At 71.3% G+C, this 26,125-nt stretch carries 26 protein-coding genes; 17 read left to right on the forward strand and 9 right to left on the reverse strand.

Features of this window, described 5'->3' with window-relative positions; genetic code table 11:
• Positions 1 to 24: 24 nt before the first annotated feature.
• The 4 genes from PQV94_RS00370 to PQV94_RS00385 are packed head-to-tail and all read right to left on the reverse strand — an operon-like array spanning position 25 to position 2,217.
• Positions 25 to 453: a hypothetical protein gene (locus PQV94_RS00370; RefSeq protein ID WP_274286842.1), complete on the reverse strand. Its 429-nt coding sequence runs from the start codon at positions 451 to 453 to the stop codon at positions 25 to 27.
• Positions 450 to 872 (reverse strand): VOC family protein, encoded by a 423-nt coding sequence (locus PQV94_RS00375; RefSeq protein WP_274286843.1) that lies wholly within the window; start codon positions 870 to 872, stop codon positions 450 to 452. The genes PQV94_RS00370 and PQV94_RS00375 overlap by 4 nt, the downstream gene beginning before the upstream one ends.
• A gap of 29 nt (positions 873 to 901) precedes the next feature.
• Complete coding sequence (locus PQV94_RS00380) at positions 902 to 1,324, reverse strand: helix-turn-helix transcriptional regulator (RefSeq protein ID WP_274286844.1); 423 nt, start codon at positions 1,322 to 1,324, stop codon at positions 902 to 904.
• A 20-nt stretch (positions 1,325 to 1,344) separates the two neighbouring features.
• Positions 1,345 to 2,217 (reverse strand): DMT family transporter, encoded by an 873-nt coding sequence (locus PQV94_RS00385; RefSeq protein WP_274286845.1) that lies wholly within the window; start codon positions 2,215 to 2,217, stop codon positions 1,345 to 1,347.
• Positions 2,218 to 2,317: 100 nt separating this feature from the next.
• On the opposite strand from PQV94_RS00385, the gene PQV94_RS00390 reads away from it, so the two are divergent.
• The gene (locus PQV94_RS00390) at positions 2,318 to 2,677 is read left to right on the forward strand and encodes an iron chaperone (protein WP_274286846.1); all 360 of its coding nucleotides are present in this window, start codon (positions 2,318 to 2,320) and stop codon (positions 2,675 to 2,677) included.
• A gap of 4 nt (positions 2,678 to 2,681) precedes the next feature.
• Here PQV94_RS00390 and PQV94_RS00395 read toward each other — a convergent pair whose 3' ends face one another.
• Positions 2,682 to 3,494 carry a shikimate 5-dehydrogenase gene (locus PQV94_RS00395; RefSeq protein ID WP_274286847.1) on the reverse strand — a complete coding sequence of 271 codons (813 nt, stop codon included), beginning with the start codon at positions 3,492 to 3,494 and terminating at the stop codon, positions 2,682 to 2,684.
• A 115-nt stretch (positions 3,495 to 3,609) separates the two neighbouring features.
• On the opposite strand from PQV94_RS00395, the gene PQV94_RS00400 reads away from it, so the two are divergent.
• Together PQV94_RS00400 and PQV94_RS00405 are read left to right on the forward strand one after the other, a co-directional pair.
• Positions 3,610 to 4,245: an acyl-CoA synthetase gene (locus tag PQV94_RS00400; protein ID WP_274286848.1), complete on the forward strand. Its 636-nt coding sequence runs from the start codon at positions 3,610 to 3,612 to the stop codon at positions 4,243 to 4,245.
• A complete protein-coding gene (locus PQV94_RS00405) occupies positions 4,242 to 4,592 on the forward strand; it encodes an amino acid transporter (protein WP_274286849.1) in 351 nt (116 codons plus the stop codon). Before PQV94_RS00400 ends, PQV94_RS00405 begins: the two co-directional genes overlap by 4 nt.
• A gap of 355 nt (positions 4,593 to 4,947) precedes the next feature.
• Here the strand turns inward: PQV94_RS00405 and purB are convergent, their stop codons facing one another.
• Positions 4,948 to 6,363, reverse strand: a complete 1,416-nt coding sequence (purB, locus tag PQV94_RS00410) for an adenylosuccinate lyase (RefSeq protein WP_443192696.1) — start codon at positions 6,361 to 6,363, stop codon at positions 4,948 to 4,950.
• Entirely contained in the window at positions 6,360 to 6,863 is a 504-nt protein-coding gene (locus PQV94_RS00415; protein ID WP_274286851.1) for a low molecular weight protein-tyrosine-phosphatase, read from the reverse strand. The genes purB and PQV94_RS00415 overlap by 4 nt, the downstream gene beginning before the upstream one ends.
• Before the next feature lie 114 nt (positions 6,864 to 6,977).
• Between PQV94_RS00415 and PQV94_RS00420 the strand changes: the two genes are divergently transcribed.
• Positions 6,978 to 7,268, forward strand: coding sequence for a hypothetical protein (locus PQV94_RS00420; protein ID WP_274286852.1), 291 nt, complete (start codon positions 6,978 to 6,980; stop codon positions 7,266 to 7,268).
• Positions 7,265 to 8,581: a hypothetical protein gene (locus PQV94_RS00425; protein WP_274286853.1), complete on the forward strand. Its 1,317-nt coding sequence runs from the start codon at positions 7,265 to 7,267 to the stop codon at positions 8,579 to 8,581. The genes PQV94_RS00420 and PQV94_RS00425 overlap by 4 nt, the downstream gene beginning before the upstream one ends.
• Here the strand turns inward: PQV94_RS00425 and PQV94_RS00430 are convergent.
• Positions 8,553 to 8,945: a phage holin family protein gene (locus tag PQV94_RS00430; protein WP_274286854.1), complete on the reverse strand. Its 393-nt coding sequence runs from the start codon at positions 8,943 to 8,945 to the stop codon at positions 8,553 to 8,555. The two genes, PQV94_RS00425 and PQV94_RS00430, sit on opposite strands and share 29 nt — an antisense overlap.
• 48 nt (positions 8,946 to 8,993) lie before the next feature.
• Between PQV94_RS00430 and PQV94_RS00435 the strand changes: the two genes are divergently transcribed.
• From PQV94_RS00435 to PQV94_RS00490, 12 genes are all read left to right on the forward strand, one after another.
• A complete protein-coding gene (locus PQV94_RS00435) occupies positions 8,994 to 10,091 on the forward strand; it encodes a histidinol-phosphate transaminase (RefSeq protein ID WP_274286855.1) in 1,098 nt (365 codons plus the stop codon).
• 58 nt (positions 10,092 to 10,149) lie between these two features.
• Entirely contained in the window at positions 10,150 to 11,256 is a 1,107-nt protein-coding gene (locus PQV94_RS00440; RefSeq protein ID WP_274288302.1) for a thiamine pyrophosphate-dependent enzyme, read from the forward strand.
• Positions 11,253 to 12,236, forward strand: a complete 984-nt coding sequence (locus PQV94_RS00445) for an alpha-ketoacid dehydrogenase subunit beta (protein WP_234074023.1) — start codon at positions 11,253 to 11,255, stop codon at positions 12,234 to 12,236. Before PQV94_RS00440 ends, PQV94_RS00445 begins: the two co-directional genes overlap by 4 nt.
• A gap of 141 nt (positions 12,237 to 12,377) precedes the next feature.
• Positions 12,378 to 13,697, forward strand: coding sequence for a dihydrolipoamide acetyltransferase family protein (locus tag PQV94_RS00450; protein ID WP_274286856.1), 1,320 nt, complete (start codon positions 12,378 to 12,380; stop codon positions 13,695 to 13,697).
• A gap of 562 nt (positions 13,698 to 14,259) precedes the next feature.
• On the forward strand, positions 14,260 to 15,201 hold the full coding sequence (locus PQV94_RS00455; protein ID WP_337994362.1) for a metal ABC transporter solute-binding protein, Zn/Mn family: 942 nt from the start codon (positions 14,260 to 14,262) through the stop codon (positions 15,199 to 15,201).
• Positions 15,201 to 16,016, forward strand: a complete 816-nt coding sequence (locus PQV94_RS00460) for a metal ABC transporter ATP-binding protein (RefSeq protein ID WP_274286857.1) — start codon at positions 15,201 to 15,203, stop codon at positions 16,014 to 16,016. The genes PQV94_RS00455 and PQV94_RS00460 overlap by 1 nt, the downstream gene beginning before the upstream one ends.
• The gene (locus PQV94_RS00465; RefSeq protein WP_274286858.1) at positions 16,013 to 16,873 is read left to right on the forward strand and encodes a metal ABC transporter permease; all 861 of its coding nucleotides are present in this window, start codon (positions 16,013 to 16,015) and stop codon (positions 16,871 to 16,873) included. The genes PQV94_RS00460 and PQV94_RS00465 overlap by 4 nt, the downstream gene beginning before the upstream one ends.
• 46 nt (positions 16,874 to 16,919) lie before the next feature.
• Entirely contained in the window at positions 16,920 to 17,330 is a 411-nt protein-coding gene (locus tag PQV94_RS00470) for a Fur family transcriptional regulator (protein ID WP_274286859.1), read from the forward strand.
• Positions 17,314 to 18,354 carry a permease gene (locus PQV94_RS00475; protein ID WP_274286860.1) on the forward strand — a complete coding sequence of 347 codons (1,041 nt, stop codon included), beginning with the start codon at positions 17,314 to 17,316 and terminating at the stop codon, positions 18,352 to 18,354. Before PQV94_RS00470 ends, PQV94_RS00475 begins: the two co-directional genes overlap by 17 nt.
• A complete protein-coding gene (locus PQV94_RS00480) occupies positions 18,347 to 19,111 on the forward strand; it encodes a TIGR03943 family putative permease subunit (RefSeq protein WP_274286861.1) in 765 nt (254 codons plus the stop codon). Before PQV94_RS00475 ends, PQV94_RS00480 begins: the two co-directional genes overlap by 8 nt.
• Positions 19,101 to 20,519, forward strand: a complete 1,419-nt coding sequence (locus PQV94_RS00485; protein ID WP_274286862.1) for a hypothetical protein — start codon at positions 19,101 to 19,103, stop codon at positions 20,517 to 20,519. The genes PQV94_RS00480 and PQV94_RS00485 overlap by 11 nt, the downstream gene beginning before the upstream one ends.
• Positions 20,516 to 21,199: a DNA-3-methyladenine glycosylase gene (locus PQV94_RS00490; protein ID WP_274286863.1), complete on the forward strand. Its 684-nt coding sequence runs from the start codon at positions 20,516 to 20,518 to the stop codon at positions 21,197 to 21,199. Before PQV94_RS00485 ends, PQV94_RS00490 begins: the two co-directional genes overlap by 4 nt.
• Here the strand turns inward: PQV94_RS00490 and PQV94_RS00495 are convergent.
• A complete protein-coding gene (locus tag PQV94_RS00495; RefSeq protein WP_274286864.1) occupies positions 21,183 to 25,925 on the reverse strand; it encodes an SCO7613 C-terminal domain-containing membrane protein in 4,743 nt (1,580 codons plus the stop codon). The genes PQV94_RS00490 and PQV94_RS00495 overlap by 17 nt on opposite strands.
• Positions 25,926 to 26,125: the final 200 nt, after the last annotated feature.

Raw genomic sequence — 26,125 nt, forward strand, 5'->3', positions numbered from 1 at the left:
CGAAGGTTAGGCGGCGCTTGTACCTCAGCCCGCCGCGCGACGCACGAGCTCGCGGAACGTCTTCTCCGCTGCCGGCGTCATCTCCAGCACCGCGAAGGAGGTCGGCCACATCTCGCCGTCGTCGAGCGCCGCCGTCTCGTTGAATCCGATCGAGCCGTAGCGGGTCTCGAACTTCGAGGCGGGCTGATAGAACACCACGACCTTGTCGTCCTTGGCGTAGGACGGGAATCCGTACCAGGTCTTGGGCGCGAGCTCCGGTGCCTCCTCCGTCACGATCACATGCAGCCGCTCGGCGATCTGGCGGTCGCTGCCCGTCAGCGCATCGATCGCCTCGAGGCAGGCGTCGTACTCCTTGGCCCGCTTGGCGGCGCCCTTGACGCCCTTCATCTCTTTGAGCTCGGCGGCCCGCTGCTTCATGGCCTCGCGCTCCTGCGCGGAGAATCCTGTGCTCATGCCTGCTGCTCCTTGTTCTGCTGGATGCGGATGAGGTTGCCCGCGGGATCGCGGAACGCCGCATCCCGCAGTCCGTAGTCCTGCTCGATGGGTTCCTGCACGATATCGGCCCCCGATGCCTCGACGCGCGCGAAGACGGCGTCGAGATCGTCGGTGGCGAGGTTCACGCCGAAGTAGCTGCCTTTGGCGATCAGCGCGAGCAGGAAGTCCTGCTCCTCGTCCGTCAGATCGCGCCCCACGCTCGCCGGGTGCAGCACGATGGCGGTCGAGGGCTGACCGGCGGGTCCGACGGTGATCCAGCGCATCTGCTCGAAGCCGACGTCCAGTCGCACCTCGAACTCGAGTACGTCGCGGTAGAAGGCCAGCGACGCATCCGCATCGGTGTGCGGCAGGAAGCTGGAGTGAATCGTGATGTCCATGCCGCTCACGCTAGGGCGCCCGGCATCCGTCACGCTTCTCGATTCCTGACCGGACGCGTGAGGTGCTTGGCGATGCAGGGCAGCATCCCCTCGCGAAACGGCGGATCCTGCGTGCGGTACACGCTCGGGGGGACGCCGACGAGCTCGGTGAAACGCGTGCTGAAGGTGCCGAGCGACGAGAAGCCGACCGCGAAGCAGATCTCGGTCACGCTCAGATCGCCGCGACGCAGCAGCGTCATCGACCTCTCGATGCGCCGGGTCATCAGGTACTGGTAGGGCGACTCGCCGAACAGGCGCCGGAACTGTCTGCTGAAGTGACCGGCGGACATCGGGATGCTGCGGGCCAGAGCCTCGACGTCGAGTGGCTTCGCATAGTCGCGGTCCATCCGGTCCCGCGCTCGCCGCAGCTGCGCGATCGTCGCCAGATCCGGACCCTCGACGCGTGCCGCCACGAGGCGATCATGCCAGCCGGTCAGCGCGTGCGGCTACGCACGGCGCCGGCGGCGCACAGGATGACCGCCGCTCCTCCGAGCACGGTCGCCCACGTGAGCGGCTCGCCCAGGATGAGCGCCGCCCACACGATCGAGAGCACCGGCTGCACCAGTTGCAGCTGGCTGACGCGCGTGATGGGCCCGATCGAGAGCCCGCGATACCAGGCGAAGAACCCGAGGAACATGCTCACCACCGCGAGATAACCGAACGCCGCCCACTGGCCCGGTGTCGCCGCCGGCGGATCCGCGACGGCGGCGGCAGCCGTCAACGCCACCATCACCGGGGCCGCCACCACGAGGGCCCAGGAGATCGTCTGCCACGAGCCGAGCTCGCGCGCCAGCAGCGCTCCTTCCGCGTAGCCGATCGCGGCGGCGACGACCGCTCCGAGCAGCAGCAGGTCCGACCAGTGGAAGCCGCCCCATCCGCCGCCGATCACCGCGAACACCGTCGCGGCCACGGCGCCGGCGGCGGTGAGAAGCCAGAACGTCCGTCCCGGGCGCTCGCCCGCGCGGAGAACCGCGGCCACCGCGGTCGCGGCAGGCAGGAGCGCGATCACGACGGCGCCGTGGCTGGCCGGTGCCACCGTGAGTGCGTAGGACGTGAGCAGCGGGAAGCCCGCGACCACGCCGCCGGCCACGACGACGAGCCGCATCCACTGGCCGCCGCGTGGCAGACGCGACCGGGTCGCGGCCAGGGCGAGCGTTGCGAGGGCGGCGGCAACGACAGCGCGCCCCGATCCCACGAACAACGGCGACAGCGAGGCGACGGCGATGCGGGTGAAGATCACCGTGAACGAGAACGCCAACACGCCGAGCGCTCCCCAGAGCAGTCCGGATGCGGCCGAGCGGATCATTCCCCGAGTCTGCACGGGCGGCGCGTCTCGACACGGGGTCCAATCCGCAGCGCGTGGCCGCCTGCTTCCCCCTGCGCGCCGCGGCTGCCAGCATGGCGGCATGGACGCGGACGCCCCCGACATCGACGCCTATATCGACGGCTTCCCCGCGGAGATCGCCCAGCGGATGCGGCTGATCCGCGCCGCGCTCCTGGATGCGGTGGGACCGGACGCCGAGGAACGGATGCGGTACGGCATCGCCGCGGTCATGCTCGGGGGACGGTACGCCCTGCACTACGCCGGATGGAAGAAGCACATCGGCCTGTATCCCGTGCCGCCGCTCGCGGAGCCGCTCGAGAGCGAGGTGGCGCCACTGCGCTCCGGCAAGGACTCCCTGGTCCTGCCGCACGGTCAGGAGCTGCCGATCGAGCTCATCTCGCGCGTCGCCGCAGCGATCGTCTCGATGCGGCGCGAGGCGTAGGCGCTCAGGCGCGGGAGAACTCCGACGCCCGCGCGACCTGCTCCGGCGTGGGTATGACGCCCGTGTAGCGCTCGAACTGCCGAGCCGCCTGGAGCGCGATGACCTCGGCGCCGGTGATGACCGCGACGCCGCGTTCGCGCGCGGCGCGGATCAGCGGGGTCTCGGACGGGAAGGCGACGACATCGAACACGCGCTGCGCCGCCTCGATGTGCGCCGCGCTGAAGGCGAGCGCGTCCGCATCGGCCCCGTTCATGCCGAGAGGGGTCACATTCACGATGACCGCGTGCCCGGGCGCCGGATCCTCGGTGACCGCGCGGAAGCCGTAACGCTCCGCGAGAGCCTGCCCCGCCTCGGCATTGCGGGCGACGACGGTGAGGTCGCGGAAGCCCGCACCGTGGAACGCTGCCACGACGGCCTTCGCCATCCCGCCCGACCCGCGCACGAGCACGGATGTGGAGGGGTCTACGGCGTGCTCGGCGAGCAGCTGCGCGACGGCCTCGTAGTCGGTGTTCGACCCGGACAGCCGGCCGCCGTCGTTCACGATCGTGTTCACGGAGTCGATCGCCGCGGCGGAGGGCTCGATCTCGTCCAGCAGGGGGATGACGGCTTCCTTGAACGGCATCGACACGGAGCACCCGCGGATCCCCAGGGCGCGCACTCCCGTGATCGCCCCCGCGATGTCGTCGGTGGTGAACGCCTTGTAGACGAAGTTGAGGCCCAGCTCGTCGTAGAGGTAGTTGTGGAAGCGCGTCCCGATGTTCGACGGCCGCCCGGCCAGCGAGATGCACAGGGTCATGTCCTTGTTGAGAATCGGCACACCTCATTGTGGCGCGCAGCCCGCATCCGCACTCGTTCACGGCAGGCTCCTCATCAGCACGACCTAGACTGGGGGTATCCGTTCCGCCGCCGTACCCACCCCCACGAGTCGAGCCATGACCAGCAGTTCTTCCGCGCGCGCCTTCGAGCCGCGCCACGTTCAGTTGGTGCGAGCCCTCTTCGCGGCCGTGGCGGCCGTGATGATCACGTTCTCGCCCGACCACTCGGCCGCCGTGGGGCTGTCGGTGTTCAGCGGCTTCGCGATGGCATCGGCGATCGTGTGGCTGCTCTCGGCGTGGCTCGTGTACGGACCCGGTCAGCGCCGGCTGCCCATCCTGCTGGGTGTTCTCACCCTGATCGCGGGGGGCGTCTCCGGCATCCCGACCCTGCGCACGACGCTGTCCTTCTTCGTGATCGTCATCTCCTGGGCGCTGATCACGGGACTCATCGAGGGCATTGCGGGCCTGCGGGCCCTCCGCGCCGCAGAACGCGGCAGCGCCGCTCGCTCCGAGGCGCGTGACGCGCTCACGGTCGGAATCGTGGGCGTGCTGCTCGCGCTCGGAACCCTCGCCGTGCAGCCCGCCTACGCGCTGCAGTACAGCATCGAAGAGGCCGGCTCCTTCACGCTCACCGGCATCACGATCGCCGTCGGACTCTTCGGCGGCTATGCGGCGATCGTCGCGGTCTACCTGGGGATCGCGGGATTCTCCCCGCGCCGCGAGCCCGCCCCCGCGCCCGAGGAGGCGGCATGACAGACAAGCCCACCCGTCGCGACCTCATGAAGCCCGCTCAGCTGATCGGGCTCGCTCTCGCCGCCGCCGTCTTCGCCGGGGTCGTCACGCTCATCTCGATGGGCTTCTTCCAGAACCGCGTCGCCGGGCAGTCGGGTCACGCCCTCATGGTCGGCGGCATCGTCGCGGGGATCACCTTCATCGCGACGCTCGTGATCATCGCGCTGCTCATGCTCGCCGTCGACCCCGCACAGGTGAACCGCACGGTCGACCGCGCCGTGCTGCTGCCCAAGGAAGAGTCCGAGGACGCATCCGGCGACAGCCCCGCATCCGACTCCGCCGACGGCGACGGCCCACCCCGCGCCTAGCACGCGGCCCGCTCGCTCACTTTCCCCGCGAGACTGCATTTCCGTCACGAGATCACGGGTAAACACAGTGATCTCGTGCTCGAAGTGCATTCTCGGGGAAGCGGGACGGGAAAAGAGGGGTAGGGGAGACCCAGGATCCGACGCGCCCTGCATCCGATCACGTCTGCGCCCCGGGCGCGCCAGCGGACCGCGAAACTGCATCTCGAGCACGAGATCACGGGTAATGACAGTGATCTCGTGCTCGAAATGCAGTCTCGCGGGGGGATGGGCATGCCGTGCCGCCGGATGCGGTGTGCCGGCGGATGCGGTGCGCCCCCGGATGTGGTGCGCACCCGGATGCGGGAGCCCGCGGCGGTCAGGACCCGGTGACGAGGGAGGCGGCGAGGCCCGTGTAGGTGGCGGGCGTCAGCGCGAGCAGGCGCTCCTTCGCGGCGTCGCCGATGTCGAGTCCGCGCACAAACTCGGCGAGATCGGCGCCGCCGACGCGGTGCCCGCGGGTGAGCTCCTTCAGCAGCGCGTACGGGTCGGTGATCTGCGAGCGGCCCGCAACGACCTCGGCGCGGATGACGGTCTGGATGGCCTCGGCGAGCACCTCCCAGTTGGTGTCGAGGTCGGCCAGCAGCACCTCGCGCGAGAGCGAGATCTCGCCGAGCCCGCGCAGCAGGTTGTCGAGCGCGAGAAGGGAGTGACCGAACGCGACGCCGATGTTGCGCTGCGTGGTGGAGTCGGTGAGGTCGCGCTGCAGCCGGCTCGTGACCAGCGTCGAGGCGAGGGTCTGAAACAGCCCTCCCGCGATCTCGAGGTTCGCCTCCGCGTTCTCGAAGCGGATGGGGTTGATCTTGTGCGGCATGGTCGACGAACCGGTCGCGCCGGCCACGGGGATCTGCGCGAAGTAGCCGAGGGAGATGTAGGTCCACACATCCGTCGCGAGGTTGTGCAGGATGCCGCCCGCGTGCCGCGCGCGGTCGTAGAGCTCGACCTGCCAGTCGTGCGACTCGATCTGGGTCGTGAGCTCGTTGAACCCGAGCCCCAGTCCCACGACGAAGCTGCGGGAGATCTCGACCCAGTCCGCATCCGGATCGGCAGCGAGGTGCGCCGACCAGGTTCCGGTCGCGCCGGAGAACTTCGCCAGGTACTCGGAGGACTCCAGCTGCGCGAGCACCCGCTCCAGGCGCCACGCGAAGACGGCGATCTCCTTGCCCATCGTGGTGGGGGTGGCGGGCTGGCCGTGGGTGCGGGCGAGCATCGCCGCATCCGCCAGTTCGACCGACACGGCCCGCAGGCGCTCGATCACCTGCCGCAGCTTCGGCAGCCACACCTGCGTCACAGCGCGCTGCACGGTGAGGGCGTACGACGTCGAATTGACGTCCTCGCTGGTCAGGGCGAAGTGCGTGAGCTCGGCGATGCGGTCCAGGCCCAGCGCGGAGAGGCGGTCGCGCACGAGGTACTCGACGGCCTTCACGTCGTGGCGCGTGACGGCCTCGCGCTCGGCGAGCCAGTCGATCTCGGCCTGCCCGAAGTCGCGGTAGAGCGCCCGGAGGGAGTCCTTCTCGGCATCCGTCAGCGGCGACTGTCCGAACAGGCCGCGGTCGGTGAGCGTGATGAGCCACTCGACCTCGACCTCGACGCGGGCGCGGTTGAGCCCGGCTTCCGACAGGAAGTCGCCGAGGGCGGAGACGGCGGCCTGGTAGCGACCGTCGAGGGGACTGAGCGGCTGAGCGGGGAAGTTCGACACGGTACTCCGTCGAGGGCGGTGGGCCGCGCGGGTCATCCCGCGGAGCGGATGGCGGGTTCGAGTTGCCGGAAGAGCGCCCGGCACGCGCTCTCGATCATAGCGAGCACCTCGTCGAACGCCTCGGGGCCCGCGTAGTACGGGTCGGGCACGTCGAGGCTGTCGTCGGGCTGCGGGTCGAACGCGCGCAGCAGCACGACCTTGTCCGAATCGTTCTCCGATCGCGCCCACGCGCGCAGGTTGCGTTCGTGCGATCGGTCGAGCGCGATGACCAGGTCGTTGCGCTCATAGTCCGCGAACTCGAACTGGCGGGCGCGGTGGCGCCGACCGTCGTATCCGTGGCGTTCGAGGGCTTCGACCGTGCGGGGATCGGCGGGCTCTCCGACGTGCCAGTCGCCGGTGCCGGCGCTCGTGGACACCACGCGGTCGCCGAGGCCCACCGACTCGGCGAACCAGCGGAAGACGATCTCGGCCATCGGGGATCGACAGATGTTCCCCGTGCACACGAAGACCACGCGGAACGGCGAGGACGCGGGCATGGGTCCATTGTGGTCCCGACGACCTCTCCTGCACAGCCACGATCTTGCGGCGAGCGATCCGCGGATCGGATGCGGGCGCTCCGCATCCGACGGATGCGCAGCGAGCATCGTGGGATGACAGACACCCTTGACGATGTCGTCTTCGCCTTCGACGCGGCACGGCGCGACGTGCTCGCAGCCGTCGAGCACATCGAGACGGTCATCCGCGATGCCGCCGGCCTCGCGACGGCGACGGCCTGGGCATCGCCCGCGATGCGCGCCTTCCAGCTCGCACACGATGCATGGACTACGGCGCTCGCCGACGAGCGACAACGCCTGCTGGCCCTCGATGACGTGATCGCCGAGATCCGCAGTCAAGCCTTGGTCACCGGCGGAGGGAACCTCTTCGGATGGTGGTCGTCATGACGGACGACGTCGGCATCTCCTCCGGCGGCGCGGTCGCCGTCGACACGGTGCGATTGCGGGATGCGGCCGCGGTGCTGGTGGGCGCCGCTGCGCGGCTGGACGAGGCCGTCGCCGACATCGCCCGCGCTGATGCGCGGATCAATGTGCACACGCTGCCGGTGCTGGGGCTCACCCAGGACGAGCGCCTGCGCGAAGTGGGCGCGCTGGCGGATCGTGCGAGAGAGCAGCAGGGCCGTCTGTTGATGTGTGCGGCGGTGTACGAGCTCGCCGAGGTCCGCGCCGAAGCCGCTCTCGCATCCGCCGCGGGAGACGCGGAGGCCGCAGCGCGCGCTCGAGACCGCATCGCTGCGATCGAGCACGCCTACCCGGGCGCGACCGAACTGCTCCGGGCCGACTCCGGCCTGGGCGACGGCTGGACGTGGTTCACCCTGCTGATGCCGTTCCTCGCGGGAGCGAGCCTGGCTTCGGGGGCGGCCGTCGCGCGGCTCGCCGCGATGCGCGGCCGCGTCCCGTACGGCACTCGTCCGGTGCCCACGGAGCGCCCGGTGCCGGAGATCCTCCCGCTCCCGCCCGCGCAACGTCCGGCCGCCGCGCCCACGGCGCTCGCGCCGGCGCTCGCCCGCATCCCGCAGGGCGGCGAGGCGCGGGTGCGCATCGAGAAGTACGCGACCGCATCCGGAACCGCGTATGCCGTCTACGTCGCCGGCACGAGCGGGCTCGGCGGCGACGAGGTGTGGGACATGCTCTCGAACGTGCAGGGGTACGGCGGCGAGCAGTCCGACGCCTACCTGGCCCTGACGGCGATGCTCGCCGAGGCGGGCGTGCAGCCCGGCGACACGCTCTATCTCTACGGCCACTCGCAGGGCGGGATGCTGGTGGGCCAGGTCGCAGCGACCGGCGACTACGACGTGCGGGTGGTGGGCACGGCGGGCTCGCCCACTGCGGCAGACCCCGGTCCGGGAGCGATGAGCGTCGACCTCCGCCACGGCGACGACCCCGTGGCGATGCTCGCCGGTGGGGGATTCCCCTCCCGCGTGGGGGCTGAGGGCAGCTTCGTGGCCTCACGCGTCATCGACCCCGCGCCGGGCCCCCAGGACCTGGGCCTGCCCGCACACCACCTGAGCGCGTACACCGAGACGGCCGAACTCGTCGACGCGTCCGCAGATCCTCGCGTCGCCGAGGTGCACGAGCGCATGGCCGAGCTCGAGGGAGCTCGCCTCATCTCGACGCAGGAGTTCGGCGCTCGTCAGGTCGACGCCGTGCCCCGGCGGCGTCCCGGTGCGGTCAGTCCCGCCGCTTCGGGCGCAGGATGACGCCGAAGATGCCGTTGATGACGGCGATCACGAGGGCGGCCACGACGCCCCACCAGAAGCTGTCGACCCGCAGACCCCAGTTCCAGAACCCGGTGATCCAGCTGGTCAGCCAGAGCAGGAACCCGTTCACGATGAGCGAGAACAGGCCGAGCGTGAGCACGTAGAGGGGGAAGGCGATCACCCTCACGACCGAACCCACGATCGTGTTCACCAGCGCGAAGACGAGCGCCACGATCAGCAGCGACAGCACGATCTCGAGCGTTCCGCCCGGCGGGAACGCGATGACGCTGACGCCGAGGACCGGGATGAGGGTCACGACCCAGATCGAGAACGCATTCACCACGACGCGGATGAGAAAGCCCATGCCGGAAGTGTGGCACGCGCCCCGCATCCGCGCTCCTAGACTCTCGGTGTGACTGAGCCGATTCCCGTTCGTGTGCGCCCAGAGATCGCGGCCCTGCCGGTCTACCGACAGGGAAAGCCGGCCGGTGCCGACGCGTTCAAGCTCTCGAGCAACGAGAATCCGTTCTCGCCGCTGCCTCGCGTATTGGCAGCCCTCCGGGCTGCCGAGACGGTGAACCGCTATCCGGACGCGACCGCGGCGAGACTCCGCGTGCGTCTGGCGGAGCGGTACGGCGTCGACGCCGACGAGGTGCACATCGGCGCCGGCAGCGCATCGCTGCTCTCGCAGCTGGTCCTCGCGGTCGCGGGCCCCGGCGACGAGGTCGTCTACGCGTGGCGGTCCTTCGAGGCCTACCCGAGCTTCGTCACGGTCGCCGGCGCCGATCGCGTCGAGGTGCCGCTGACGGCCGAGGGCCGTCACGACCTGGTCGCGATGGCGGCGGCGATCACCCCGCGCACCCGCGCCGTGATCGTCTGCAGCCCGAACAACCCCACCGGCCCCGTCGTGACGCAGGACGAGTTCGACACCTTCGTGGCGGCCGTGCCCGCCGACGTGCTGATCATCCTCGACGAGGCATACGCCGAGTTCGTCACCGCGACGGATGCGGTTGACGGCCTCCGCCGCACCGGAGTCACCCGCCCGAACGTCGTCGCCCTGCGCACGTTCTCGAAGGCGTACGGGCTCGCGGGGCTGCGCATCGGCTATGCGATCGGTCACCGTCGCGTGCTGGATGCGGCGCGATCGGTCGCGATCCCGCTCGCCGTCACCGCGACCGCCGAAGAGGCGGCCCTTGCGAGCCTCGACGCCGACGCCGAACTGCTCGAGCGTGTGCGCGTGATCGCTGAGCGCCGCGACCGGGTGGCCGCGGGCCTGCGCGACGCGGGATGGTGGGTTCCCGAGGCGCAGGGCAACTTCGTCTGGCTGGCCACGGGGGAGGCCACGACCGATGCTGCGGCGGCCTTCGACGAGGGCGGGCTGGTGGTGCGCGCGTTCGCCGGAGACGGTGTGCGGATCTCGATCGGCGAGGAGGAGTCTGTGGAGCAGATCCTACGGATTGCCGCATCCATTGTGCGCGACCTCCCAGAAGGCCATCCCGCCAGCAGATAGCGTAGAGCCCGTGACCTCGCCCGACACGTTCTCTCCGACCGCCGACGACGACGCGCGGATGGTGCGGGTGCTGGCGGCGGACGGCTCGTTCGCGCCGACCCCCGCCGCCGAGCCCTATCTCGCCGCGATCGCCGCGATCGACGACGCCCAGCTCGAGACCTTCTACCGCGACATGGTGGTCGTGCGCGCCTTCGACCGGCAGGCGACGAACCTGCAGCGTCAGGGCCAGCTCGCGCTCTGGCCGCCGAGCTGGGGCCAGGAGGCCGCGCAGGTCGGCTCGGCACACGCCGCGAGGGCCCAGGACCACCTCTTCCCGTCGTACCGCGAGCACGTCGTGTGCACGATCCGCGGCGTCGACCCGATCGACATCGTGCGGCTCATGCGCGGTGTCACCCACGGCGGGTGGAACCCGTACGACCCGAAGAACGGCAACACGCACATCTACACGCTCGTGCTCGGCTCACAGACGCTTCACGCCGCCGGATTCGGCATGAGCCTCGTCTTCGACGGCAAGACCGGCACCGGCGACCTCGACCGCGACGAGGCCGTCATCGTCTACTACGGCGACGGCGCGTCCAGCCAGGGCGACGTGCACGAGGCGATGGTGTTCGCGGCGAGCTACCGCGCACCGCAGGTCTTCTTCCTCCAGAACAACCAGTGGGCGATCTCGGTCCCCGTGGCGACCCAGGCCTCGGCGCCGCTCTACCGTCGCGGCGAGGGATACGGCATGCCCAGCGTCCAGGTCGACGGCAACGACGTGCTCGCCAGTTTCGCCGTCACCCGTCATGCGCTCGATGAGGCGCGCGCCGGCGGCGGGCCGCGCGCGATCGAGGCGATGACCTACCGGATGGGCGCGCACACGACCAGCGACGACCCGACCAAGTACCGCACCTCGGCCGAGGAGCAGTCCTGGGCCGAGCGCGACCCGATCGCCCGGATGGCGGCGTACCTGCGCTCGCGCGGCGCCTCCGATGCGTTCTTCGCCGACGTGGATGCGGCCGCCGCCGACTACGCCGAGGATGTGCGCGCGCGCACGGTCGCTCTCGGGTCCATCGGCACGGACATGATGTTCGACCACGTCTACAGCGAGCCGCATCCGCTCGTCGCCGAGCAGAAGCGCTGGCTCGCCGAGTACGAAGCATCCCTCGAGGGAGGTCAGGCATGAGCGAAATGACCACCCTGCCGATGAGCAAGGCCCTGAACGCGGGCATGGCCCAAGCCATGCGCGACAGCGACCGCGTGCTGCTGATGGGCGAGGACATCGGTCCGCTCGGCGGCGTCTTCCGCGTCACCGAGGGGCTCCAGGCCGAGTTCGGCAAGAACCGCGTGATCGACACACCCCTCGCCGAATCGGGCATCATCGGCACCGCGATCGGCCTCGCGATGGGCGGGTTCCGGCCCGTCTGCGAGATCCAGTTCGACGGCTTCGTCTTCCCCGGCTTCGACCAGATCACCACGCAGCTGGCCAAGCTGACCAACCGGCACGAGGGCGCCCTGCGCATGCCCGTGGTCATCCGCATCCCGTACGGCGGGCACATCGGCGCGGTCGAGCACCACCAGGAGAGCCCCGAGGCGTACTTCACCCACACCCCGGGTCTGCGCGTGGTGAGCCCGTCCACGCCCAACGACGCGTACTGGATGATCCAGGATGCGATCGCCTCCGACGACCCGGTGGTCTTCCTCGAGCCGAAGAGCCGCTACTGGCCCAAGGGTGAGGTGGACCTCTCGGCGCGCGCGCTGCCGCTGCACGCCTCCCGCATCGTGCGCCGCGGCACCGACGTGACTCTCGTCGGGCACGGCGCGATGGTCTCGACCCTGCTGCAGGCGGCCGCGCTCGCCGAGAGCGAGGGGACCAGCTGCGAGGTCATCGATCTGCGCTCGCTCTCGCCGGTCGACTACGGCCCGATCCTCGACTCCGTCGCCCGCACCGGCCGTATGGTCTACGCGCAGGAGGCGCCGCAGTTCACCTCGCTCGGCTCCGAGATCGCCGCTACCGTCACCGAGCGCGCGTTCTACTCGCTCGAGGCGCCGGTGCTGCGCGTGTCCGGGTTCGATGTGCCCTTCCCGCCCGCCAAGCTCGAGGGGCAGTACCTGCCCGACGCCGATCGCATCCTCGAGGCCGTCGACCGCGCCCTCGCCTACTGACCCCGTCCCCTCATCCCCATCCCCGCCCCCGCCCACTCATGACCGCGAGAATGCATTTCGAGCACGAGATCACGGTGTTTACCCGTTATCTCGTCACAAACTTGCAGTCTCGAGGGTGAGGAACCGGCGAAAGGAACCGCAATGAGCACGCAGACCTTCCACCTCCCGGATGTCGGCGAGGGCCTCACCGACGCCGAGATCGTCACCTGGCACGTCAAGAGCGGCGACACCGTCGCCGTCAACGACGTGATCGTCGAGATCGAGACGGCCAAGTCACTGGTCGAGCTGCCGTCGCCCTTCGCGGGCGTGGTCGGCGAGGTCCTGGTCGAGGAGGGGCAGACGGTCGACGTGGGAGCTCCCATCATCACGATCGCGGATGCGGCGGCTCCCGCATCCGATGTCCCCGCCCCCGGCGACCCGGGGCTCCCTGCCCCGGCTACCGATCCCGAGGCGGGCGGTTCGGTCCTCGTCGGCTATGGCTCCGCCGGTGCCGTCACCTCGCGTCGCCGCAAGCCCGCCGCGGCACCCGCCGCATCCGCCGCCGGCGTCGTGGCGAAGCCGCCGATCCGCAAGCTCGCACGCGACCTCGGTGTCGACCTGTCGGCGGTGACGCCCAGCGGCGCCGGCGGCGAGGTGACGCGCGACGACGTCGTGAAGCACGCGTCGCAGGCGAGCGTCTTCCGCAACATCGAGACGCCCGAGTGGCCCGAGGTGCGCGAGGAGACGATCCCGGTCGCCGCATCCGTCGCCGAGGCAGACCCGCGCGAAGAGTCCATCCCCGTGCGCGGGGTGCGCAAGGCGACCGCCGGCTCCATGGTGCGCAGCGCCTACTCCGCGCCGCACGTGACGGTGTGGACCGACGTCGACGCGACGCGCACGATGGAGCTCGTGAAGCGCCTGAAGGCGTCGCCCGACTACGCCGACACGAAGGTCTCGCCGCTGCTGATCATGGCGCGCGCGGTCATCTGGGCCGTGCGCCGCACCCCCATGGTCAACGCCGCGTGGGTCGACGGCGACGACGGCGCGCAGATCAACCTGCGCCACTACGTGAACCTCGGCATCGCGGCGGCGACGCCCCGCGGCCTCATCGTCCCGAACATCAAGGACGCACAGAACCTCAGCATGCGCGAGCTCGCGAAGTCGCTCGAGCGCCTGACGCTCACGGCGCGCGAGGGCAAGACCCCGCCCGCCGACCAGCAGCAGGGCACGATCACGATCACCAACATCGGCGTCTTCGGGATGGATGCGGGCACCCCCATCATCAACCCCGGCGAGGCCGGCATCATCGCGATGGGGACGATCCGCCAGAAGCCGTGGGTCGTCGACGGCGAGGTGCGCCCGCGCTTCGTGACCACCGTGTCCGGCTCGTTCGACCACCGCGTCATCGACGGCGACGGCATGAGCCGCTTCATCGCCGACGTCGCCGCCGTTCTCGAGGAGCCCGCTCTCCTCGTGGAGTGACCCCCGTCGGGGGTGCTGCCCCGCCGGCGTGAGCCCGGCCTCCCGCGGGCCGGGCTCCCCGGGGTGCCGCTCGCGGTGGTGTGCCGTTCGCGGTTGTGCCGTCGGCCTATGCCCGAGTTGCGTCGCATGTGCGCGGATGCGACACGTTTCCGCATCCACCACGGTGATTCTCAGTCGCATCTGCGCAGAAGTGTGGCGGATGCGGCGGCGCCCGGCCGTGCGATGCGCCCGCACCGCCCCCGCAGCGTTGGATGCGGCTCACCGAGCCGGAGGCAGAACGCCGCCGCAACCTGGTGCACCGTCCGGAGCGTCCGCGTGGAAGGGCCACGCTTTTGCGCAACCGCGCCTGTCAATGACTGATGCGTTTGCGCAGAAGTGGCGCAGATGCGCACATGCGACGCAACTCGGGCAGAGAGGGGGCGAGAGCGAAAGCGGGCGAGATCGGCGGAAAGACGCGGCGGATGCGGATGCGGCACGCGCCGGATGCGGGCACTGTCGCGGCCGCAGTGCGGGCGCCGCAGCGATTTTGATAACGATTATCAGTAGGCGTAAAGTGACCGCCATGCCCCTGAAGACCCGACTCCTCCTCGTTCCCGCGGCCTTCGCCGCTGCCGCTCTCGCCCTCGCGGGCTGCTCCGCGAGTTCGCCCGCCGATGCCTCGACTGCCGGAGAAGGCGGCGCGAAGATCGACGTGGTCGCCTCCACCGACGTGTACGGCGACATCGCCCAGACCGTCGGCGGAGACCACGTCTCCGTGACCTCGCTCATCGCCTCCTTCAGCCAGGACCCGCACGACTTCGAGCCCTCCGCGGCCGACCAGCTGACGATGAAGAACGCGAAGCTCGTGATCGCGAACGGCGGCGGATACGACCCGTTCGTCGGGTCGCTGGTCAGCGCGTCCGGCACGACGGCGCCGGTGATCAACGCGGTGAGCCTCTCGCCGGAGTGGACCGGATCCGACGCCTCCGAGGCGGTCGAGGGCTTCAACGAGCACGTCTTCTACGAGCCCGACACGATGGTCGCCGTCGCGAAGGAGATCGCCGCGCAGCTCGGCGAGATCGACCCGGGCGACGCCGACGCGTTCGAGGCGAACGCCGCCGCCTTCGAAGCCGACGTCAGCGGCAAGATCCAGCCGATCCTCGACGACATCTCGAAGGCGCACAAGGGCGAGAAGATCTTCGTCACCGAGCCCGTTCCGCTCTACCTGGCGCAGGCCGCGGGGCTGGTCAACGACACCCCGTCGGAGTTCAGCGAGGCCGTTGAAGAGGGCGACGATGTGCCGCCCGCTACGCTGCTGGAAGCACTCGGACTCATCGGTAGCGGCGACGTCAAGATCGTGTTCGTCAACGCCCAGGCCGCTGGTGCTGAGACCACGCAGGTGGAGAACAAGGCGGCGGAGGTGGGCGTTCCGGTGATCAAGGCGTCCGAGCTGCTGCCCGACGGCGACACCTACGTCTCGTGGATGGTCGACATGGCAACGCAGATCAAGGACGCGCTCAAGTAGTGGCAGAAACCCCCCTTCCGCTCAGCATCGCGTCCGCCGCGCTCCAGCGCGGCGGACGCGTGCTGTGGAGCGGACTGAACCTCAGCCTCCAACCGGGCGAGCTCGTCGCCGTCCTCGGACCCAGCGGCGCCGGCAAGACGACGCTGCTGCGCGCGATCCTCGGCCTCGACCGGCTGGCCGAAGGTTCGATCACGGCGCTCGGCGAGCCGGTCACCCGCGCGGGAAACCGCCGCATCGGCTACGTCCCGCAGCAACGCCCGCTTGCGCGCGACACCGCGATGCTCGCCCGGGATCTCGTGCGGCTCGGCGTCGACGGGCACCGGTTCGGCTTCCCGTTTCCTCGGCGCGCCGATCGGGCGCGCGTGGACGCACTCATCGATGCGGTCGGCGCATCCGCGTTCGCGGAACGACCTGTAGGTCTGCTCTCGGGCGGGGAACAGCAGCGGCTGCGGGTCGGGCAGGCGCTCGCCGACGATCCGCGCCTCCTGCTGTGCGACGAGCCGCTCACGAGCCTCGACCTTGCCAATCAGCGCGCGGTGGTCGGGCTCATCGACCGGCATCGCCGCGAGAGCGGTGCGGGCGTGCTGCTGGTCACCCACGACATCAATCCCGTCCTGGACTCCGTCGACCGCATCCTCTACATCGCGAACGGCGCCTTCACTCTCGGCACCCCCGAGACGGTGCTGCGCTCGGACGTGCTGAGCGAGCTGTACGGCGCACCGGTGCACGTGCTGCGCGCGGGGGATCGCCTCGTTGTCGTCGGCGCTCCGGATGCGGACGAGTCCCACCATCACCACCACGAGGACGCCCTGTGAACTGGAGCGACATCGGCGATGCCCTGTTCGGGGGCGTCGCGCAGTACGGACAGATCCTCGAGCTGGTGCAGAACTCCGTCTGGGCCGGTGCGGTGCTCGGCATCGTGGGCGGTCTCATCGGCGTGTTCGTCATGCAGCGCGACATGGCCTTCGCGGTGCACGGCATCAGCGAGTTGTCCTTCGCCGGCGCTGCGGCCGCGCTCCTGCTCGGCTTCGACGTCGTCACCGGCTCGATCGTGGGCTCGCTCGTGGCGGCGGGGATCATCGGATGGCTGGGCGCGCGCGCCCGGGATCGCAACTCGATCATCGGCGTGCTCATGCCGTTCGGTCTGGGCGTCGGCATCCTGTGCCTCTCGCTGTACAACGGACGCAGCGCTAACCGCTTCAGCCTGCTCACCGGCCAGATCGTGTCCGTGCAGAGCGGCCAGCTCAGCGTGCTCATCGTCATCTCGGCGATCGTGCTCGTCGGGCTCCTGGCGATCTGGCGCCCGCTGCGCTTCGATTCGCTCGACCCGCAGTCCGCGGCCGCCCGCGGGGTCCCCACGGGTGTCGTCTCGCTGCTGTTCATGCTCCTGCTAGGCATGATCGTCGCCGTCTCGGTGCACATCATCGGTGCCTTGCTCGTGCTTGCGCTGCTGGTGACGCCGGCGGCCGCTGCGATGCGCATCTCCAACGGACCGGTGGCGGTCCCGTTGCTGTCGGCCCTGTTCGGTTTCGTCTCCGCCGTCGGCGGCATCCTGCTTGCGGTCGCGGGCACCCTGCCGGTGAGCCCGTACATCACGACCATCTCGTTCGTCATCTACATCGTCTGCCGCGCGATCGGAGCACGCCGCGACCGCGTCACGCGTGCCGCCTGAGAAGACTGCCCGGCCCGCTGCCAGGGTGCGCGGGTAGGATTCGGGCATGGCTCAGCGCAACACCTGGCAGCGCGAGCGCGTCCGCGAAGCCCTCTCCGACGCGCAGGGTTTCGTCAGCGCCCAGACGCTGCACGCGCGGCTGCGCGACGACAACACCGGCATCGGCCTGGCCACGGTCTACCGTGCGCTCGCGGGGCTCGCCGCCGGCGGTGACGCCGACTCGCTGCAGAGCCCGGAGGGTGAGAACCTCTACCGCGCCTGCGTGACGAGCGGCCACCACCACCACCTCATCTGCCGCCAGTGCGGTCTCACGGTCGAGATCGAGGCCTCGGAGGTCGAGGAGTGGGCCCAGCGCACGGCCGCGAGCCACGGCTTCACCTCGGCCGAGCACGTCGTCGACATCTTCGGGCTCTGCGGTTCGTGCACCGCCGCCCGGACGAATGAGCGTGACGACTAGTCGCACCGAGCGCGCGAGGTCAGCGCCCGCACGGCGCTCGTCCGGCTCGCGGACGTCGGTGGCGCTGAGTCTCGGACTGGCGCTCATCGTCGTCATGGCGGCGATCTACATCTTCGCGCCGCAGCTGCTGCCTGCCGACGTTCCCACCCGCCTCCAGGACGGCGTGACCCTTGCGCTCAGCGTGCTCATCGAGTCGCTGCCGTTCGTGGCGCTGGGCGTCGTGCTCTCGATCCTCGTCCAGGTGTGGCTGCCGGCCGGTGTCCTCGAGCGGTGGATGCCGCGTCGCGCCTGGGCGCGGCGGGCGGTGCTGTCTCTGCTGGGCATGATCGTGCCGGTGTGCGAATGCGGAAACGTCCCGTTCGCGCGCGGCCTGCTCATGCGCGGATTCAGCGTCTCCGAGACCATGACCTTCCTCATCGCGGCGCCGATCGTGAACCCCATCGTGATCATCACGACGCATCAGGCCTTCGGCTTCAGCGACGGCATCCTCATCGCGCGTCTCGTGGGCGGCTACGCGGTGGCGAACCTCATCGGCTGGCTCTACAGCCGCCACCCCTCACCCGACGCGCTGCTGACGGATCGTTTCCGCGCGACGTGCGAGGTCGTCGTGCACGAGCGCGGCGGCCGCGGGCGTCGCTCCCTGGCGCAGTTCCTCGTCGAGCTCAGGGCGGTCATGCCCGCCCTCGTCATCGGCTCCGCGCTCGCCGGCGCCGTGCAGGTGCTCGTGCCGCGCAATGCGCTGCTGGCGATCGGCTCGAATCCCGTGCTGTCGATCGTCGCGATGATGGCGCTGGCGATCGTCGTCTCGATCTGCTCGAACATCGACGCCTTCTTCGCGCTCTCCTTCGCCTCGACGTTCACCCCCGGCTCGCTCGTCGCCTTCCTGGTGACCGGCCCGCTGGTGGATGTGAAGATGATCGCCCTGCTGCGCACGACCTTCTCGACCAGGGCGCTCGTCGGGATCGTCACCACCGTCCTGCTGTTCGCCTTCGCGCTCGGAGCGGTGGTGAATCTCCTTGCGTAGCGTTCTCACCCGCTGGCTGGGCGCGGGGCTCGCCGCGGCCCTCGCCGTGATCACCCTCGTGCTCGCCGTCACAGGGCGCATCGGCCTCTACATCAACCCCGACGGCGCCTGGTTCGCCATCGGCATGGCCGTCGTCGTGCTCGTCGGCACGGCGCTGAGCTTCGTGCTGCCGTTGGGCGCGGAAGACGACCACGGCCACGACCACGGCGAGGTCCACCACGACGACCACGCGCATCACGCTCACGAGCGCCGCGTGTCGCCGGGCGCGCTTGCGGCGGTAGCCGGCGGCGTCCTCGCCTCGGGACTCGTGGTCACGATGCTGGCGCTTCCGCCGGCATCCCTCTCGGCGGAGCTCGCCGCATCCCGCGACGTCGGCGCACCTCCGCTGTTCGCCGGATCGGATGTGGTCTCGCTCGCCTCGACCGGCGACACCTCGAAGTTCGGGGTGGGGGACTGGGCGGCGGTGTTCGCCACGGCGACCAACCCCGATGCGTTCGAGGGGGACGCCGTGACCCTGACGGGCTTCGTCAGCGGCGACACCGACGGCGGGTTCGATCTGAGTCGTCTGGTCATCACGCACTGCGTGATCGACGCGCAGCCGGCGCGCCTGGCCATCTCGGCGGATGCGGCCCCGCCGTCCACCGGGCAGTGGGTCACCGTCTCGGGCACGGTGCGCGCGACCGGATCCGGACAGCTGGCGATCGTCGCCGAACAGGTCACGCCGATCGACGAGCCGAGCGATCCCTATGAGTACTGACGCCGCGCGCCCCTCGCGGCGCGAGCAGTCCCGGCGTCGGCGCATCCGCGCGTACCTCGGCGCGTTCGCGATCGTGCTCGCCGTGCTGGCGGTCGCGGGAGCCGCCGCCGGCGCGGTCGGCACGCTTCAGGGCCCGAGGGTGACGAACATGCAGTTCGACCCGCAGGCGGCGGTGTCCACATCCGGCTCGCGCCTGATCCTCACCACGTCGCAGACGCTCACCTCGATCGACCCCTCGCAGGTGACGGTGAGTCCCGTCGCGGACTTCGCGGTGGAGACGTCCGGTCGCAGCATAGGCGTGCGCTTCACGCTGCCCCTGCGCGACGACACCGACTACACGGTCACCATCGCGGGTGTCACCGGGCAGGGATCGGATGCGGCCGTCACGCTCACCGAGAGCTTCCGCACGCCGCCGTTGTCGGTGTACCTGCTTCAACGCGGCGAGGACGGCGAGCACGACACCGTCTTTCGCACGTCGCTGTCGGGGGAGGACGCTGTTCCCGTCTTCACGCACCGCCATATCGAGGACTTCCGGGCGACGAGCGCGCACCTCGTGATGTCGGTCGTCGACGACGACGGCTCGAACGAGCTCATCGTGACCGACCCCGACGGGCAGGGGCAGCGATCTCTCCCCTTGCCCGGCTCGGGGCCGATCCAGGACCTGCAGACCGCCGATCGTGGCGAGACCATCGGCTACACCTACACGGACCCCGACATGTCTGCGGCGGGAGCCCGGGCGAGCGTGCTCTACACCGCCTCGCTCAAACCCGCCGATGCGGATACCCCGCCGACCCGCATCGATGTATCGGGTCAGCCGGCGAGCGTGGCGCAGTGGAGCTTCGTCCCCGACACTGACAGCATCCTCATGCTCTCGTTCCAGGGCCGGTTGCTGCTCGCGCCGCCGTCGGGGGCCGATCCCGTCGACCTGGGGGCGGCCGCGCAGATCGAGGGCATCGCGCGCGGATCGACCACGGCCATCGTGCTGCGGGCAGACGGGCTCGTCACGATCTCGCTCGTCGACGGTTCGGAGAAGCCGCTCGTCTCGACGCAGGACGCGACGGGATACCTCGGCGGCGTCGTTCCGCTCACGGGCGAGCGGACGCTGCGCCAGTACACCGACCCGAACGGGGCGGGATCCTCGCTCCTGCTGGTGGACGGTGAGGGTCATGCGAAACCGGTTTTCACGGTGGCGGCGAGCTCGGCGCTGCTGCAGACGTGCGTCTCGCCGTCCGGGCGGTACGCGGCCGTGCTCGTGCAACCGGATGCGGCCAAGAACCCGTACGTGACCACCTACGCTCTGCCGGTTCCCGAAACGGTGGAGACCCACATCCTGGATCTCGACAGCGAGACCGAGGTCTCGAGTCTCGGCGCCTTCGACATCTCGTGGTGCCAGGTTCCGTTGCGATGACGACCCACGTTCCGGCCACGCGCGAGGCACTGAGTGCCCTGCCGCTGGAGGTCGCGCCGCGCCTGCTCGACGCGCTGCTGGAGACCGAGCTCGGCGGCGAGAGGGTCGTGCTGCGCCTGAGCGAGGTCGAGGCGTATCACGGCCGCGGGACGGGCGACGTTCCCGATCCCGGGTCGCATGCGCGCATGGGGCCGACGCCGCGCAACGCCACGATGTGGGGCGAGCCCGGTCATCTGTACGTGTACCTCAGCCACGGCATCCACTCCTGCGTGAACGTGGTCTGCGGCCCGGCGGGGACCGCCGGCGGTGTGCTGCTGCGCGGCGCGGAGGTCGTCGAGGGTGCGGATACGGCCCGACGCCGCCGCAGCGAGCGCGGTGTCGTGCGCCACGACCGGGACCTCGCGCGCGGACCGGGCCGCCTCGGCGATGCATCGGGTCTTCGTCATCCCGTGCACGACGGCGTCGACGCCGTGACCGGTGAGATCCGGGCGGGGGCCCGCGCCCGGCTGCTCCTTCCGGTGAGTCCGCGCCGGGACATCGCCACCGGACCGCGCGTCGGGGTGGCGGGTGTCGCCGGCGGCGACCAGTTCCCGTGGCGTTTCTGGATCCCGGACGATCCCACCGTGTCGGCGTTTCGCTGGGGCCGCGGGGCGGGACCCGGGCTCAGCGCAGCGCGGTGACGGCGGCGAAGGCCGCCTTGATGGCCCGCATCCGCTTCTCGTAGCGGGCCGCCAGGAAGATGAGCGCCACACCGCCGAGACCCAGCCACAGCCACCAGAAGGCCACGTAGGCGGCGGCGATCCACGGCCACAGTTGCGCGATCGCGTGAACGAGCAGCACCGCCGCACCCACCACGAGCGGCGCCTGCAGACTCCGGATCGCTCCGATCACGACGAGGGCGATCGCCACGACGCCCAGCGCGATCACGCGCCACAGCTCCGCATCCGCATCGAGGTCGTAGGCGAGCGAGGGCAGCGTCAGCAGGGCGAGCCATCCGCCCAACGCGGGCCACGAGCGCCGGGAGGGTTCGGCCCGCATCCGGGCGATGCCCACCGCGAGTCCCGCGAGAGCGGGCGGCAGCGTGATGACCTCGATGGTCGCGATCACCGCCGGCGCCGTCGACGCCGCGGTGACGAGGGCGAAGGCGCCGGCGGTGCCGAGCAGCACGAGGCCGTTGCGACCACGCAGCGCCCACCCCGCGGTTCCCGCCGTGCTGAGCACCGCCGTGATCAAGAGCACGCGAACTGTGAACTGTGCGCCGTCGAACGCGGCGAGCTCGGCGATCGTGAACGCACCGACCCCGGCGGAGATCACGATCATCGCGGCGAGATCGACGCGACCGCCGGAACGCGTGCGCAGCGCGGCGACCGCGATGGCTGCGACGAGTCCGAGCGCCGCGAGGCTCCACAGCTCCGGCTCGCCCGTGAAGAGCGCGCCCGGCAGCTGGGTCAGCAACAGGATGCGGATTCCCGCCGTCGTGGCCAGCGTCACCGCGCTCGCGACCGCTGCGACGGCGGCGACCCCGCGCCAGCGCTCGCGCCCCAGGGCGAGGGCGGCCGCCACACCCACCAGCGCCGCCGCGCTCATCGTGACGGCGGTCGTCGGCGCCGCTCCGTCGAGCCGCAGGGCGACGGTTGTGACCACGAACGCGGAGCCCACCGCGGCGACGGATGCGGGGACTCCGGCTCCCGCGCCGATCCGGACGAGGCCCGCCGCCACCGCGACCGTGCCCACGCCCACGACGAGGGCGGCGATCGTGGGTGCTCCCGCCACCGTTCCCGCGCTGCGGACCGCCATCGCCCACGCGGCGACGAGGAGCACAAGGGCGGAGGGTGTCTTGAGGCGACCGATGTCGGGCAGGGGAGCCCACACGAGGATGAGGGCGGACGCGAGCACCAGCGAGATCACCAGCCAGGTGCGCAGCGGCTCGATCGGCGCGAAGACGCTCGGCAGGGCGGTGATCGCGAGGCCGGCGAGCCAGGCGGTCCGCTCGAGGGCACTGGTGCGGTCGGCGCGGAGGGCGGCGATGACGGCCCCCGCGGCGAGCGCGACCCCGGCTGGGGCGAACGCCGGCTCGACCTCGGTGAACACGCCGCCGGCGAGCATCAGGGCGCCGGCGACCAGAGCCGCGCCCCATGCGGTCCAGCGCAGTGCCGGTGTCAACGGGATGCGGTGCGTACCGGCGGAGGCCAGGTGCAGGGCGAGCAGGATGAGAACGAACGCCAGGCCCACGGGGAACGAGCCGTGCGTCGCCACCGCATTGACGACGGCGGCCGCAGCGACGAGGACCGCGGCGGGGCCGGCCAGGGTGGCGATGCTCGTCGCCGCGGCGGAGGTGTCGCGCGCGAGGCCGACGCTGACGATCAGCGTCACGGCGACGGCGGCCGCCCCCCATACGCTCGCGACCTCGGGACCGGTGACGACGAGGCCGCTTGTCGCGAGCAGCAGTGCGCCGAGGGCGGTGGTGGCCCCGGCGAGCCCGGGGGCGGACGAACGCAGGCGCGCCAGGAACGCCGCCGCGGCCGCGATGGCCGTGGCGATCGCAGCCGCGACGATTCCGCGCGTGGTGTCCGCTCCCAGCGCGGTGGCCGCGGGCGGCAGAAGACCGACGCCCACGCCGAGTGCGGCCGCGACCGTCGCCTCGGGGATGCGGCCCAGCCGCGTCAGCACGAGCGCGAAGGCGATCAGGCCCACGGCCGGCGGGACGACGTACGCCTCGAGGGCGGCGTCGGGCCATGCCGACCCGAGCCACAGCCACAGCGCGCCGGTCACTGCCGCGACCGTCGGCCAGGCCAGCAGGCGTCGGAGAGCCGCGGTGACGGGCACGCCCCCCGCCCGGGCTGCGCGCCAGCCGCGGGTGATGGATGCGGCACCGATCGCCACAGCCACGATCGCCACGAACGTCCCGCCCCACTCGGCCGGGACGGGAAACAGCACTCGACCGCGCGGGAGCGGTGTCGGCCAGGCGGCGACCGCGATCACGATCGCCGCGCCCACGTCGGACGCCAGCCGCACGTGCGGGATGCGGGCGCGGAGCGCGACCGCCGCACCGGCCATGACGACGAGCGCAGCGACCGCGGCGGTCACGAGCGCGGCGGTGAACGGCGGCGCGACGAGGAGGGTGAGCAGCGCGACCGCGCCGGATGCCGCGGCGGGTGCGACGAACACGGCGCTCGCCCACGCGAAGGGACTCTCGCGGTGCCGTGCGGTCAGCGCGATCAGCGCCGCGACCAGCAGTGCCGCTCGCGCGATGCCGAGGCCCGGCTCGAGCAGAGCGCGCTCGGCGAGCGGCGAGGTGCCCAGCGCTGCCGCGGCGGCGAGCGAGACGGCCAGCAGCAGGCTCGTCGACAGCGCGAGCGCCTGGCGCGATGCACCATCGCGCCACCCGAGCAGCGAGGCGAGGGCGGACACCAGCGCGACCCACTGGAGCAGCACGAACGCGCAGCCCGCGGCGGCCGCATCCGATGCTCCGCCGAGCTGGACGGCCAGCGCGTTCGGCGCGATCGTCGCCGACACCGCGAGCACGCCGATCGGGAGCAGGGCGAGAGCCACGGCGAGCCCGCCCGTGGCCCGCGCGGCCAGCCGATGGGCCACGGGCAGCAACGCGGCGACCGCGACCGCGACGACCCACAACGCGATCGCTGACAGGCCTGTCAGGTACGCGACGCCGGCGCCGATGAAGCCGGCGATCACCCATCCGGTGATGTCGGCGCGCCTGCGCATCGCGACGACGGATGCGGCCGCCACGATGACACCGCCAGCGACCGCCGCCGCGGGGATCAGCGTGAGGGCCGCGGCCGAGGTCAGCAGAAGGGCGCACACCACCGGGCGCATGTGCCGCAGGGAGCCGCGGCGCGCCGTCGGAGCGGTGAACAAGAGCGCGCTGAGCACCGCGGCGGCGAGGAGCGCGAGCAGCGGGATCTCGAGCGACGCCCCGGGCGTATCGAACGCTTCGGTGCGCCACAGCCTCCAGTTCTCGGAGATCGCCAGCGCCGCCCGCACCGACCACATCACGATGTGCACGGCGAGCGAGCAGACGGCGACGATCCCGGCAGCGATGGCGGCGGCGAGGAGCCAGGGCAGCCGCCCGCGAAGACGGTCCAGCGCGACCGCCGCGGCGACGGCCAGGACGGGGGCGACCAGCACCCCGAAGACGGGCAGGTCGCTTCGGGCTGCGAGCTGCCATCCGGCGGTCGCGAGAGCGAGGGTGGCGAGCACGGAGGCGGCAGCGCCCAGCCACACACCGGCGACGCGCTCGCGTGCCGCCGGGCGCAGCACGAACGCGTACGCGGACCCGATCACGACGACGCCGGCGTTGGCCCAGATCGCTCCGCCGACCCCTTCGACGAACAGCGGCGTCAGCAGTGCGCCCACCGCCAGAGCCGAGAGTCCGACGATCGCGAGCACGAGTCGCTCGACGGCGCCCTCAGTGCCCGGCCGCGCCGAGGATGCGGGAGCGGGAAGCGCGTGCGCGAGCCCACCGACCGCGGCACCGAGCAGGCCCGCGACGAGCGCTTCGGACGGCGGCAGTGCGGCGGCGCCGCCGAGGAGGAGTCCGATCCCCGTGGGCAGCGCGAGGGAAGCGGCGAGGTCGGGGGTGCGCAGACGTGAGAAGCGCGCCCACGCGCGGCCGATGACCGCCACCGCGAGGGCGCCGCTGCCGGTCCAGGCGGCCGGTCGGAGGCTCGCCGCGCCGAACAGATCATTGGCGTACACAGCCCAGGTGTCCAGTGCCAGCAGCACGACGCCGAGCGCTGCGATGCCCTCCGCCGTTGCCGTGAGGCCGCGACGCCGCAGCAGCGACGCGCCGGCGATCGTGAGGAGCGTGATCCCGCCCACGATCACCGCGCGCAGGGCGATGCCGGCGACGAACCAGGCGAGCAGCAGGAAGAACACCGCCGCGACGCCGACGAGGGAGACACCGACGATGAGTAGCAGCACCGGCACGGTGAGGCGGCGCCGGCGGGGTAGCGGCTCGGGGGCGGGCGACGGCGCCCCGGCCTGCGGGGATACGGGAGCCGCCGGAGCCGGTGCGGAATGCGCGGGAGCGGCGGAGGCCGCAACGGGTGCGGCCGGAGCGGGAACCGCGGGAGCCGGCGGGGCGGTCTGCTGCCGTGCCGCAAGGGCTGCCTGCTCCGCAACGGCTGCCCGCTCAGCGAGGGCCGCTTGCCGCGCGGCTTCGGCGCTCTCGCGGACGGCGGTCATGATGCTCTGACGCGCGGCCTCCGCATCCGCCATCGTCTGGCCGATCGCGAGAACCTGACCCATGCGAGGGTCGTCCAGGGGCTGACCGCAGACGGCGCAGGGCGAGCCGGTGATGACGGCGAAGCACGAAGGACACTTGTGCGCATCGCCGAGCTCGCGCGCGGATGCGGGCCAGCGGCCGCCCTGCGGTGTTTCCGTCATCGTCTCCCCCGAATCGACGGCGATCGCTGCCGTCACGTCATCGTGGCAGGGCGGCATCGCTCGAGAGCGTCAGCGCGCGGTGCGCTGTGGACAACGGCGGCGCGAAGTCCGTCGGGGGAGGGTGCGCGTCAAGGCGACACGCCGCGCGTGCTAGACTGACTCCTTGTCTGTGCGCACTCCTGCGCGCAGTTCGTGTCCAC

The sequence above is a fragment of the Microbacterium sp. Clip185 genome, assembly GCF_028743715.1.
Lineage (GTDB): Bacteria > Actinomycetota > Actinomycetes > Actinomycetales > Microbacteriaceae > Microbacterium.